This is a genomic window from Brevibacterium sp. Lmc1, assembly GCF_057654315.1.
In genome coordinates this window covers 1113469-1126022 of sequence record NZ_CM172803.1, presented here as the reverse complement: position 1 = coordinate 1126022, position 12554 = coordinate 1113469, and the positions used below count along the sequence as shown (strand labels likewise).

Genomic DNA, 12554 nt, shown 5'->3' with positions numbered 1-12554 from the left:
GAGGGCGAAACCGAGGCGGTCAGTCGATTTCGCGACGACCGGAGAATGCCCGACCGAGGGTGACTTCGTCGGCGTATTCGAGGTCGCCGCCGACGGGCAGCCCCGAGGCCAGGCGGGTGACGGTCACGCCGAGTGATCCGAGCAGGCGGACGAGGTAGGTGGCGGTGGCTTCGCCTTCGAGGTTCGGGTCGGTGGCGATGACGGTCTCCTTGACCTCACCGTCCTGCAGACGCGTCATGAGCTCTTTGATCCGCAGGTTGTCGGGCCCGACCCCGGCCATCGGGTCGATGGCTCCGCCGAGGACGTGGTAGAGGCCCCGGTATTCTCGGGTCCGTTCGATTGCGACGACGTCCTTGGGCTCTTCGACCACACAGATCATCGACCGATCGCGGCGCGGGTCCTGGCAGACCGTGCATTCGGCCTCCTCGGAGACGTTTCCGCAGATCTCGCAGAACCGCACTCGCTTCTTCACGTCGGTGAGCGCCTGGGCCAGCGCATTGACGTCCTGCGAGTCCGTCTGCAGGATGTGGAACGCCAGACGCTGGGCCGATTTCGGCCCGATGCCCGGAAGCTTGCCGAACTCTTCGACCAAGTCCTGAAGGGCACCTTCGTATACAGCGCTCATACTTCTCTTTCGTCAATGATTTCGCCGCCGAGGACCCGTGCGATCACATCGACGCCCATCTGCGGCGCTTCGGAGACGTCGAGGTCCGTTTCCGGATCATACTCGTCCTCGTCCGATCCCGACCCTTGCGGGTAGGGGTTCGATCCCGGCGCTGTCCCGCCTGCCGGGCTGGCCTGCGGAGCAGATCCGTAGCCGGGTCCGGCAGGCTGAGTGGTGGTGGCACCGTGCTTTTCGGCAAGTGCGGCGAAGCGCGATTTGAACGGTTTCGCCTCTCCCCCATGGGTCGGTGGCGGCGACTGCACGGCAGGTGCCGACTGGTCGAAGGCACCTCCTCCGAAGTCGCTCGTGGTGTCGCCGAGATCGGGATAGTCGAGATCGTCGTCGGGCGGCGGAACGACGACGGCGCCGACGTCGACAGCTCCGCTGCCGGCGCTCGTCTCGTCGACGTCGTTCGAGGCTGTGCCTGTCGATGCCGCATCGACCGGTGAGGGGTCGATCGGGGAGGGACCGTCGTTCCAATTCGGTTCCTCCCACCGCGGTTCGACATATTCCATCGGCGAATCGTCGGCGAAGCCGGACGACCTTGCTGGAGCTGGTTCCTGCTCGCGCGAGTGGTCAGACCGTCCGAAGTCGTCGGTCGGTGCGTTACCGGAGTCGGTCGACTCGGTTCCGGTGTCTGTCGGCGCACCGAAGAAGTCGTCGTCGGACAGGTCGGGCACAACAACATCCGGGACCGCTGGTTCGGAAGAATCGTGGTCAGGATCTCTCGGCTCAGGAGCAGTCCAGTCTGATCCTTCAGAGTCGACCGAGTCCGCAGCGGGAACCTGAGCGACCGAGGATTCCGGCTCAGAATCGGCCGATCCCTCTTCGGTAGTTTCGGCCGGTTCACCGGGGTTGTCCTGAGGTGTGGGTTCAGTCGGAGGGCCCGGCTGTTCCCCCTCCTCGTCGTCGGAGGACCAGGGCCCCTGCGTCGGGCCGCTGGGTTCCCAGAACTTCTCGTGGTCAACCTGTGGTTTGTCGACTTCACGAGTACCGACGACTGCGGCGACTTCCTGCGGACTCGGGCGTCGCTGGCTCGGCGCCGGTCCGTGATTGCCGCCGGAGTCATTCATGGGCGGAGCCGAGGATCCTTTGCCCTGGCTGCCTCCGCCGGCAGTTCCTCCGCCGATCCGACCGACATCACCGACGTCGATACGAGCCTGGATGCCGAGAACGTCGTTGATCGCCGCCGCGAGTTTGGCCGCATGGTCGCGCTGCTGGAATCCCTGCACGGATCCGGCGTTGTTGAAGCCGAGGTAGACGACCCCGTCGGAGAACGACTGCGGGATCGCATTGGCCGCGATGATGGCGCGTGTCAGTCGGCTGCGCTTCTCCACCGAGGCGAGGATGCTCGGCCATGCGCGGCGGATCGCTTCGATCTCACCGCCGATGTCGCCGGATCCCGCCACCGAGGTCGCTTCCGGTGCCGCTGCCTGCTCGGACTGTTGTGAGCCATCGGCAGGTCCGGCTGGTGCCGCAGGCGCAGGAGCCGACTGGCGCTGAGGCTGGTTCGCCGGCGCGGAGTCCGGTGCAGAGCTGTGTGCGGAGGCACCGGCAGAGTCCTGTCTCTGCTGGTTATCCTGCACAGATTGCGACTCATTCTGCGGCGCGCCCGACGCTTCGACCGCAGGCTCGGGCGACGAATCGGGAGACGGCTGCTGTTCCCACGCTGGCCGGCCCCTTTCTGCGTTCCGAGGGTTCTCAGCAGACTGCTGCTGCGGACCCGCGTGCGCGCTCTGAGATTGAGGTCCGGACGGCGATGCCTGCTCCGGCTCGGTCTGGCCATCGTGCTGAGACGACTGAGCCTGCTGATCCGACTGTTCTAGTTGCTCGGCCTGCCCTTGCGCCCCCTGCCGATCAGATTGACGCTGCTGCCCCTGCTCACGCTGCTGCGCTGGCTGCGCTACCGGTTCGTTGAGCATCGACTCGGCGGCCGCGGCCATGGCCGCGATGTCGTCGAAGTCGTCGTGAGCTGCGCTCTGAGGCTGACCGGCAGTCGCATCCGCATCCGGTGCTCCGGCCCCGCGGCCCGGCGCACCAGGCGACGCATCACCTGCCGGCGGTCGACCGCCCGACTGTCCCTGATCGACAGCAGGTGCCTGCCCCTGCACAGGGGCTTGCGCCGCACCCTGATCCGGGACTGCCTGCGGCGGCGGCACGTTCGCTGCCACACCGGTGGCCGACATGCCGATGCGACGTTCCATCCGCTCCATACGACTGAGCACAGCATCCCGGCTGCGGCCGGAACCGGGCAGCAGAATGCGGGCACAGATGAGTTCGAGCTGCAGCCTCGGCGAGGTGGCACCCGACATCTCCGTCAGTCCCACGTTGAGCAGGTCTGCGGCGCGGGAGAGTTCACCTTGTCCGAAACCATTGGACTGCAGGGTCAGCCTCTCCAGGCGGTCCGGCGGCACTTCGGGCAGGAAGGCATGGGCCGCCTCGGGGGCGGCGTTGATGACGATGAGATCCCGGAAGCGCTCGAGCAGATCTTCGACGAAGCGCCTCGGATCCTGACCGGATTCGATGACCCGCTCCACCGCGCGGTACACCCCGGCACCGTCGCCGGCGGAGAACGCATCGACGATGTCGGACAACAGCGAATCAGGAGTGTATCCGAGCAGCGCGACGGCTCGACCGTAGTCGACCCCATCGGGCCCGGCCCCGGCGATGAGCTGGTCGAGGACCGACAGCGTGTCACGCACCGATCCCCCGCCGGCCCGGACGACCAGCGGCAGCACGCCCTTGGCCACCTGCACACCCTCGCGAGCGCACAGCTCCTCGAGGTAGTTGCCCAGGGCCTCCGGCGGCACCAGTCGGAACGGATAGTGGTGGGTCCGCGACCGGATCGTGCCGATGACCTTCTCGGGTTCGGTCGTGGCGAAGATGAACTTGATGTGCGGAGGCGGCTCTTCGACGATCTTGAGCAGAGCGTTGAATCCCTGCGAGGTGACCATGTGCGCCTCGTCGAGGATGAACACCTTGTATCGATCGCGCGCAGGCGCATAGACGGCACGTTCACGCAGGTCACGGGCATCATCGACGCCGTTGTGGCTGGCCGCGTCGATCTCGACGACATCGAGCGAACCGGGTCCGCCGTTGGCCAGATCCCGACAGCTCGGGCATTCCCCGCACGGCACCGGGGTCGGCCCCTGCTCGCAGTTGAGGCACCGGGCCAGGATCCGCGCCGAAGTGGTCTTGCCGCACCCGCGCGGGCCGGAGAACAGATAGGCATGGTTGATGCGGCCGCGTTCGATGGCGGCCTTCAGCGGATCGGTCACATGCTCTTGACCGATGACCTCATCGAAGGTCTCTGGGCGGTATCTTCTGTACAGTGCGGTGGACACGTCCCCTAGCCTAATGCCAACGGCTGACACGAGACACGGCCCCGGACTCCCCGCCGTTGTCGCCGACTTCCCGATCAGGCACGATAGAGATCATGAGCTCAGCCACCCCCTCCCCCGACGAGAACGACCCCGCAAAGACCTTCCGCATCGGCCACAAGGAACGCGACGAGGCGATCGAGATCCTGCGCGAAGCCGCCGGAGACGGTCGGATCACGGTCGACGAGCTCGACGAACGGATGGAGAAGGTCCAATCCGCGAAGTTCCCCATCGACCTCGACGCGGTGCTCGCCGACCTCACCACCGAGCTTCCCTCCGATCGCTTCCGCCCCGCCTCGGCGATCGCCCCTGCCCCTGGCCGCGCGATGGCGATCACGGGGCATGACCGCTTCGATCCGCTCGTCATCAAGGCCGGTTGGGAGTCCGAGGTCCGCCGTGCCAGGTGGGCGGTCCCGCCGTATATCCGCTGCGAACCCTCGATGTCGAACATCGAACTGAACTTCCTCGAGGTCGAGACGGATCTCGAAGTCATCGAGGTCGAGATCGTCGCTGGAATGGGCGCCGTCACCGTCGTCGTCCCCGCCGACTGGGCCGTCAACGTCGACCAGCTCTCGAAGACCTGGGGCAGCGTGAAATCCGTGGTCGACGCCGTTCCGACCGGCCGCCGACCCCTCGTGCGCGTGGGCGGATCGATCGGTATGGGCTCGTTCAAAGCCCGCTTCGCGAACTACTTCGACCGTCGGCGCATGGCGAAATGATGCAGCCCGGACTCGGCGCGGTCATCTTCCTCACCCTGTGCATCATCGTCGTCTTCAGCATCGGCGCCTTCCTCGTGTACCGGGTGATGAACACTCCCGGTTCTCATATCGGCTCCCGCCTGCCCAAACACGATCCCCACGCCGAGGCGGCCCCCACCGACCCGCCCGACCGCGGATCCGCTGCGGACCAGTTCGACCCCGAGGGGACGAACAGCACCGACGACCCTGACCGTCCCGAGGACCCCGAACCGCGGCGTCCTTGAAAACCGGCACCTGCCGTGATCGACTTTCACTATGTCTGAGATTCAGATCACGCGCATCGCCGCCGACGATGAATCTGCGCTGCTGACGTGGAACGACGTCATGCGCACCGCTTACACCGAGGGCCGCACCGCCGCCTGGTGGCGCAGCGCCGAGACGACGCTGACCCAATTCGCCCACCCGCGCCCGGGAGGACAGGACATCGCCCTGGCAGGCTGCCTCGGCGAGGAGATCATCGGCGGCGTCGAGATCAGTCTCTCCCCCGAAACTCCGACCGATATCGAACTCGGTGTCCTCTCGGCTCACCGTCGGCAGGGTTTCGGCACTGCCCTCGCCGAGGCGGCCGCACAGTTCCTCGATGATGGTGACGATTCCTCGGAGATCGTGCAGACCGAAACCTACTGCCCGGCCGGGGTCGCCTTCGCGCAGGCGCACGGGATGAGCATCGGCAACGAAGAGCACCGGCTGCTGCTCGACCTGCCCGCCTACCTGGACGCCGATGCGAATCGGTACAAGGATTCGGGGGCGTCGACGGTTGTGCCGGTGATCAGGGAGGACCCGGACTTCTCGGTCACCTCATGGATCGGAGCCTGCCCCGAGGAGGTGTTGGAATCCTGGACCCAACTGCGTGTGCAGATGGATGAGGACGTGCCCGTCGGCAAGCTCACCCGCTCCGCCACCCATGCCAGCACTGCGGCGATCCGCAGCCATGAGGAGCGGATGGAAGAGCAGGGCTGGACCTTGGTCAGCTCGATGGCGCACGTGGGCGAACTCGCCGTCGGCTACACGGAGATCATGGTCTCGTCCCATGATCCGCAGATCGTCATCCAGGAGGACACGCTCGTCGACCGAGCCTATCGAGGCCGCGGGATCGGTCGGGCCCTCAAGGTCGCGAACCTGCGTCAGCTGCCCGCGGTCGCGGCGACCGCCTCGGCGAAATGGGTGCAGACGTACACGGCGACGGACAACGAACCGATGCTCGCACTCAACCGCGACCTCGGGTTCTTCATCGCCGACACGATGACCGCTCTGGAGAAGAAGTCCGATCACAGCCGCGCGTGACATTCCGGTCGACTAGAGTGGGCGGTGACCCGTCCGGCCATCGAATCGAAGCAGACCGCCGTGCCCACAGAACTCCTCATCGCCGTCCTCGTCTTCATCATCGTCGTCCTCGTGACCGTGCTCGTCATCCGCTCCCGCGCGCACAAAGCCCGCAAGCAGGAGCAGACACAGCAGCCGACCACCCCGCGCGATCCCTTCGCCGCCGACCAGAACACCGGCGGTGACCCCGAGACCATCAAGGCCGGGGACCTCCTCGAATTCGGCAACGAGAAGTTCTTCGTCCGCGGCACCCTGCGCATCTCCGAGGGCGGCTACGACTGGGCCGAGCACTTCTTCCAGGCTGACGCCTCGGCGACCCGCATGTGGCTGAGCGTCGAACGCGACCCCGACGTGCAGGTCGCCCGCTGGCGCGACCGCCCCGACCTCGACATCGAACCGAAGGCCCGGACCATCACCATCGACGGCACCGACTACGACCTCGTCGAGCACGGCACCGCCTCCTACCGGTCCGAAGGCACGACGGGACTGAATGAGAAGGGCGGGGTCGACTATGTCGACTACGAATCCGGCGACGGCCGCCTGCTCGCCTTCGAACGCTTCGACCACGGACGTTGGGAAGTGAGCACGGGAGAGACCATCCCGACCGGTTCCTTCACCATCTACTCCGGCAGCTGATGCTCACCCTCCCCCGCCCACTCGACGTCCCCTTCACCGACACCAGTGCCGAGGCGCTGCGGCTGAGCCTCGACCACGACCGGATCGCCCCGTTGGCTGCCCACCGCATCGATGTGCCCACAGCAGCCGCACCCACTGACACAGAGTCCACCCCCGCCGAGGAAGCACCGCACCTCACCCTGACACTGACCGTCATCGGCTCCTCCCACCAGGCGATCCTGAGCACCGGGCCCACCGATGTGTTCATCGAGACCTTCGCCTGCCTCGGCGAGGATGGGGACGATTCGTCGCAGACACGACCGCGGTGGGACCGCGAACACATCCGCCACGGCAGGTGGGCCGGATTCACCGAACACCGATTCACCGCGACCCGCACCCACGTGTCCGGGGACTTCCCGACGGCCGCCGCCGAGGTGCTCGCCGCCGGTGCCGACCGTGCCCTCACCGCAGACGACCACCTCTCGGTCGCGTTCCCCGGACAGCCCGGCGCACTGACGGCACTGTCGCTGACCTGCGCAGAACCCGAACGGATCGCCTGGCAGTCGTGGCACTGCTACCCGCAGCATGGAGAGATCGTGCACAGCAGCTCCGAATTGAGGAGGTCGACATGAGCCAGGGACCGAACGTCTCGATGGGCGGAGGCTCTTTCGATTTCGACCGCGAAAACTCCGGTCCATCCGGCCCCCAGCGTCCCAGCGGACCGCAGCGGCCCGGCGGCGGATCGGGGCGGAAGCCGCGCCGCATCGGCTGCGGAACGATCATCTTCTTCGTCGTCATCCTCATCGTCATCGGCAACATGTTCCGAGGCTGCGGTTCGTCCGGGTCGTCGGCGAACTGCGGCGACTACGACCTCAGCAACGGCCAATACGTCTCGAACCCCGGCGAGGGCGACTACGTCAAGAACGGCAGCAGCTATGACTACGTCGGCTGCGATACATCCCGCTCCGGAGGCGGCGGATTCTTCTTCCTCCCGTTCTTCACCGGCGGCGGATCGAACTACGGCGACGGCTCCGGCTTCCGCGGCGGCGGACCGGGCACCGGAAAATAGGCACGATCAGGCACAGCGAAAGGCAGACATGCTCCTGAATTACCTCATCTACGAGACCGGAGTCGTCCTCTCCTATGCGGGCTGCGGACTCCTCCTCATGGTCATCGGCTACTTCGTCGTCGACCTGCTCACCCCGGGCAAGCTCCACGTCATCCTGTGGGAGCAGAAGTCGCGCAATGCCGCGGTCCTCGTCGCCTCCGACCTGGCCGGAGTCGCGATCATCGTCATCGCAGCCATCCGCGCCAGCTCAGATGACCTGGCCGCGGGCATCCTGTCCACTCTCGTCTTCGGCATCCTCGGCATCATCCTCATGGGAGTGAGTTTCGTGCTCATCGGCCTGCTCACCCCGGGCAAGACAGGCGACATCATCAACTCCCCACAGATGCACCCCGAGGTCTGGGTCAACGCCACCGCCCACCTGGGCATCGCGGGCATCATGGCCGCAGCCCTCCTTTGAACACCGCTGACGACGGCTCCGGCACCACCACCGAGGCGGCCCGACCGATCACCCTCCCGATGCGTCCGGGGCCGGCCCGATTCTTCGTCCTGCTCGCCGTGTTCATCTGCGCGAGCTGCGGAATGGTCTACGAGCTCGCGCTCGTGGCCTTGGGGTCCTATCTGCTCGGCGACACCATCGTCCAGGCCTCCATCGTCCTGGCCGTCATGGTCTTCGCCATGGGTGTGGGCTCGCTGGCGACCAAGCGGCTGACCGGGTTCGCCGCGGTCTCCTTCGCCCTCATCGAGGCGGCCCTGGGCATCATCGGCGGGCTCTCCGTCATCCTGCTCTATCTCGCCTTCGCGTTCGCCGACGTCTACACGGTGGCCATGGTGGCCCTCGCGTTCGTCATCGGCGCGCTCATCGGCGCGGAGATCCCGCTGCTCATGGAGCTCGTCCAACGCATCCGCGCGCAGAAGGCCTCGAGCGCAGTGGCCGACCTCTTCGCCGCCGACTACGTGGGCGGACTCATCGGCGGGCTCGCCTTCCCGTTCCTCCTGCTGCCGCTGCTCGGTCTGCCGCGCGGTGCGCTGGCCGTGGGGATGACGAACGCGCTGGTGGGCATCCTCATCGTCCTCTGGCTCTTCCGCTCCGAACTCAGCCGCGCCGCCCAACTCATGTTGGCAGCTCTGCTTGTGCTCATCCTCGGCGGTCTCACCGTGGTGTGGGTGTATACCGACGACATCGAAGTCACCACCCGGCAGCGTCTCTACCGGGATCCGATCGTGTATTCGCAGCGGTCGGACTACCAGGAGATCGTTCTCACCGAGGCGAAGAGGACCGGCGATACCCGGCTGTTCCTCAACGGGGATCTGCAGTTCGCCTCGGCCGATGAGTACCGCTATCACGAAAGCCTCGTCCATCCGCTGCTGAACGGTCCGCGCCGCAACGTCCTCGTCCTCGGCGGTGGTGATGGCCTGGCCGTACGCGAGATCCTCAAGTATCCCGACGTCGAGTCCGTCACGCTCGTCGACCTCGACCCCGCGGTCCTCGAACTGGCGAAGACCTCGGAGCACTTCACCGCGTTCAACGACGACTCCCTCGACGATCCGCGGGTGACAACGATCGCCGCCGATGCCTTCACGTGGCTGCGCGAGGCGAAGCATTCGGCCTATGACGCGGTCATCGCCGATCTGCCCGACCCCGATGATGTGGCGACGTCGAAGCTCTACAGCATCGAGTTCTACGGGCTCATCCGCCAGGTGATGTCCCCGAAGGCGCGCCTCGTCGTCCAGGCCGGCTCCCCCTATTTCGCCCCAGAGGCCTTTTGGGGCATCGGAGAGGCCGTCGCCGAGGCGGGACTGTCGACCACTGCCTATCACGTCGATGTCCCCAGCTTCGGTGATTGGGGATACTTCCTCGCCGATCTCGACGGGGAGGGCCCCGAGGTGACCGTGGCCGATGATGCTCCGGACGGATTGAAATTCGCCACCGCCGAGGTGCTCGCCGCCTCGACGACGTTCCCACCGGACCGTGATCGCGCGGCTGTGGGCAAGGTCGAAGCCTCGACGCTGCTGCACCCGCGGGTCCTCGACCAGGAACGCGGAGCCTGGGTCGGATACTGAATTCGTCTGACACGGGCTTCTCAAATCGGCAGAGGGCCGACCCACACGGGTCGGCCCTCTGCGGTTTCTCTGTCGGTGTTGCCTTCTTGTCGCGGTCAGCCGGCCATGAGGCTGGCCAGGCCGCCGACGATGCCGAAGGAGATTCCGAGTGCCCATCCGAGGACAAGGAGACCGAGGAAGACGAGGCCCAAGATGAAGCCCCATTTGCCCATCTCGTTGTCTCCGAAACCTGCTTCCTGTGAGCGCTTGCGCGCCATGTGACCGGTGATGATGCCGACGACGGGTCCGATGAAGTTGAATCCGAGGAAGGTCGACAGGGTCGCCACGAGCGAGACGATGCCGAGCACCTTGCCCGGATCCTCCTCGGCGCGCTGGCCATTGCGGTACTGCGTCGGGTAGCTCTGCGGTGCTTCGTACTGCCCGGCGGACGGGTGTGGGTACTGTCCCGCGGAGGTCTGGTCGAACTGATCGGGAGTCGGGGTGGGTGTTGCGTTCATGGTGCTGGTCTCCTTGGTATCGGCTGTTGATACCAGCCTAGGAAGACGTCACCGGACGCCGACAGGGACCAATCCCCCGACCTGGATAGGGTTTTCCCGAAGTTCAGCGCACGTCGACGAGTGCGTGGTCAACCCGTCCCATGAGATAGAGAAGCAGCTCGAGAGGTGCCCCGGTGATCGTCACGGCCTCACTGCTGCCCTTCTTCCCTGCTGTGCGGGTACCGAAGCCCGGGGCTTCGATCGTCACGGGCCCCTTCGCCTTCGCCGCGTAGGGCAGGAGGGCCACCTTCGTCTGTGCCCACACGGTCGCGGTCTCCGCCTTCGACAGCCGACGCGGAATCCATTCGATCGCGGCGCGGCGGATGTCTTCGTGGTGGACGAGGAACTCGGTCGTGTTCATCACCGTCTCCACTCCCGGCAGGGCGCCCGGGGTCCACTTCGGCGGTGCGGCGACGAGTCCGAGCAGCCGGCTGAACGGCATCTCGGCGTACTCGTCTTCCTTCGCCTGCAGGCGGTCGGAGAACTTCGGCATGAAGATGCCCGCGGCAGCGCGGGGATGACGTTCGCGGATGACGAGGTGGGTGGCAAGGTCCCTGACCGTCCACCCTTCACACAGGGTGGGTGCGTCGTCCCCGGCACGGCGGGCTGTGTCGACAAGGCGCAGTCGTTCGGCGCGAGCCAGATTGTCTCTCATGACTCTCAGTCTTCCATTCCCGGCTTGGACTCCCCTGGATGCCTGGCCGAATCGCAGCCTGATCTCCTCACCGGCTTGCCCACGCGGTGACGAAGTCGGCGACGCGGGAGATCGACCGGAAGTCGGCGAATTCGTCTCCGCGGGTCGGCCCGTCGGTGACGATGACGACGGGTTTGCCTTCCTTCGCTGCGGTCCGGACGAACCGCAATCCCGACAGCACTGCCAGCGAGGACCCGAGCACCACGAGTCCGGCAGCCTCGTCGGCGATCCGATTGGCTGCCTGGACCCTGGCGGCCGGGACGGAATCGCCGAAATAGACGACATCGGGCTTGAGCAGTCCACCGCATTCGGGGCAGTCGAGGACTGCGAATCCGGCAGTATCCTCGAGTTCCACGTCGCCGTCGGGTGCGGTTTCGACGTCGATGGGGTCGATGCCGACCTCCTCGGCGAAGTCCGGGTTGAGTTCGCTCAGTCTCCGCTGTACCCAGTCGCGGTCAAACAGGTGCCCGTTGCTCAGGCAGATCACCCGGTCGAGGCTGCCGTGGAGGTCGATGACGGGACTCGGCGCCGGGGCTCCGGCGTCGTTCCCGCGGTCGGCGGCGACCGCCTCGGCGGCGGCCTGATGGAGTCCATCGACGTTCTGGGTGATGATCCCGGCCACGGACAGCTCGGCCAGGGCGAGGTGAGCTTGGTTCGGGCGAGTGCCGCGCATCCGCGGCCACCCCATCCATGACCGTGCCCAGTACCTGGCTCGCTGATCGGGGTGGGAGAGGAAGGTCTGGATCGTCATCGGCTTCCGCGGCGGGGAATCCGGTCCACGGTAGTCGGGCACGCCTGAATCCGTGCTCATTCCCGCCCCGGTGAGCACCGCCCAGTCCGCGCCGGAATAGGTCCTCGTGAGCACGTCGATGATCGCGGCATCGGGGTGGCTGGCTTCCGGACGCACGCGTCCGCGCAGGGGGTCGAAGATGACTGCCATGGCTCCACTGTAGACATGGCAGCTGACGGAGGGCACCGGCCGGGGCTAGGGTGGGGCCATGGTCAACGTTCTGCTCGTCCATCATTCCCCGTCCGCCGCCACAGCGCAGCTCGCCGAGGCGGCCGAATCCGGGTTGCGTATGCCCGAGCTCGGCGACATCGACGTCACCATCCGCCCGGCGCTGGAGGCGAGCGTCGAGGATGTGCTCGCCGCGGATGCCTATGTGCTCGGCACGACCGCGAACTTCGGCTATATCTCCGGTGCCCTCAAGCACTTCTTCGACACCACCTATGACGCGGTGCGCGAGCCGACCGCCGGCAGGCCGTTCTCCTACTGGATCCACGGCGGCTACGACACGACCGGTGCCGAGACCGCGATGAAGCAGATCACGACCGGCCTAGGTTGGAAGCTCGCCTTCGACCCCCTCATCTTCACCGGCGAAGTCACCGAGGAGCATTTGGAGCGGGCCACGGAGCTGGCCGCCACAGTCGCAGTCTCCACCCCTTAATTGCTA

At 66.3% G+C, this 12554-nt stretch carries 14 protein-coding genes; 9 read left to right on the top strand and 5 right to left on the bottom strand.

The window, feature by feature from the left end; translation table 11 throughout:
* Positions 1–19: 19 nt before the first annotated feature.
* Both recR and AC239G_RS04840 read right to left on the bottom strand, forming a co-directional pair.
* Complete coding sequence (gene recR / locus AC239G_RS04845; RefSeq protein WP_025780860.1) at positions 20–625, bottom strand: recombination mediator RecR; 606 nt, start codon at positions 623–625, stop codon at positions 20–22.
* A complete protein-coding gene (locus tag AC239G_RS04840) occupies positions 622–4008 on the bottom strand; it encodes a DNA polymerase III subunit gamma and tau (RefSeq protein ID WP_487489922.1) in 3387 nt (1128 codons plus the stop codon). Before AC239G_RS04840 ends, recR begins: the two co-directional genes overlap by 4 nt.
* 92 nt (positions 4009–4100) lie before the next feature.
* On the opposite strand from AC239G_RS04840, the gene AC239G_RS04835 reads away from it, so the two are divergent.
* Genes AC239G_RS04835 through AC239G_RS04800 form a run of 8 tightly spaced genes read left to right on the top strand, consistent with a single transcriptional unit; the run spans position 4101 to position 9870 of the window.
* Positions 4101–4763, top strand: coding sequence for a DUF1707 SHOCT-like domain-containing protein (locus tag AC239G_RS04835; RefSeq protein WP_180345611.1), 663 nt, complete (start codon positions 4101–4103; stop codon positions 4761–4763).
* A complete protein-coding gene (locus AC239G_RS04830) occupies positions 4760–5026 on the top strand; it encodes a hypothetical protein (RefSeq protein WP_139468726.1) in 267 nt (88 codons plus the stop codon). Before AC239G_RS04835 ends, AC239G_RS04830 begins: the two co-directional genes overlap by 4 nt.
* A gap of 31 nt (positions 5027–5057) precedes the next feature.
* Positions 5058–6086 (top strand): GNAT family N-acetyltransferase, encoded by a 1029-nt coding sequence (locus AC239G_RS04825; protein ID WP_139468727.1) that lies wholly within the window; start codon positions 5058–5060, stop codon positions 6084–6086.
* Between the two features lie 24 nt (positions 6087–6110).
* A complete protein-coding gene (locus AC239G_RS04820; protein WP_487489921.1) occupies positions 6111–6761 on the top strand; it encodes a DUF4178 domain-containing protein in 651 nt (216 codons plus the stop codon).
* Entirely contained in the window at positions 6761–7372 is a 612-nt protein-coding gene (locus tag AC239G_RS04815; protein WP_139468728.1) for a DUF2617 family protein, read from the top strand. Before AC239G_RS04820 ends, AC239G_RS04815 begins: the two co-directional genes overlap by 1 nt.
* Positions 7369–7809, top strand: a complete 441-nt coding sequence (locus AC239G_RS04810; protein WP_218973644.1) for a hypothetical protein — start codon at positions 7369–7371, stop codon at positions 7807–7809. Before AC239G_RS04815 ends, AC239G_RS04810 begins: the two co-directional genes overlap by 4 nt.
* A 28-nt stretch (positions 7810–7837) precedes the next feature.
* Positions 7838–8266 carry a DUF350 domain-containing protein gene (locus AC239G_RS04805; protein WP_052240077.1) on the top strand — a complete coding sequence of 143 codons (429 nt, stop codon included), beginning with the start codon at positions 7838–7840 and terminating at the stop codon, positions 8264–8266.
* On the top strand, positions 8263–9870 hold the full coding sequence (locus AC239G_RS04800) for a polyamine aminopropyltransferase (protein ID WP_487489920.1): 1608 nt from the start codon (positions 8263–8265) through the stop codon (positions 9868–9870). Before AC239G_RS04805 ends, AC239G_RS04800 begins: the two co-directional genes overlap by 4 nt.
* Before the next feature lie 95 nt (positions 9871–9965).
* Here the strand turns inward: AC239G_RS04800 and AC239G_RS04795 are convergent, their stop codons facing one another.
* The 3 genes from AC239G_RS04795 to AC239G_RS04785 all read right to left on the bottom strand — a co-directional run bounded on the left by AC239G_RS04795 (position 9966) and on the right by AC239G_RS04785 (position 12040).
* The gene (locus AC239G_RS04795) at positions 9966–10367 is read right to left on the bottom strand and encodes a DUF4190 domain-containing protein (protein ID WP_172174010.1); all 402 of its coding nucleotides are present in this window, start codon (positions 10365–10367) and stop codon (positions 9966–9968) included.
* Positions 10368–10470: 103 nt separating this feature from the next.
* Complete coding sequence (locus AC239G_RS04790) at positions 10471–11061, bottom strand: TIGR03085 family metal-binding protein (protein ID WP_487489919.1); 591 nt, start codon at positions 11059–11061, stop codon at positions 10471–10473.
* Positions 11062–11128: 67 nt separating this feature from the next.
* The gene (locus tag AC239G_RS04785) at positions 11129–12040 is read right to left on the bottom strand and encodes a Sir2 family NAD-dependent protein deacetylase (protein WP_487489918.1); all 912 of its coding nucleotides are present in this window, start codon (positions 12038–12040) and stop codon (positions 11129–11131) included.
* Positions 12041–12098: 58 nt separating this feature from the next.
* Here AC239G_RS04785 and AC239G_RS04780 point away from each other — a divergent pair, with 58 nt between their 5' ends.
* Positions 12099–12548, top strand: coding sequence for a flavodoxin family protein (locus tag AC239G_RS04780; protein WP_487489917.1), 450 nt, complete (start codon positions 12099–12101; stop codon positions 12546–12548).
* Positions 12549–12554: the final 6 nt, after the last annotated feature.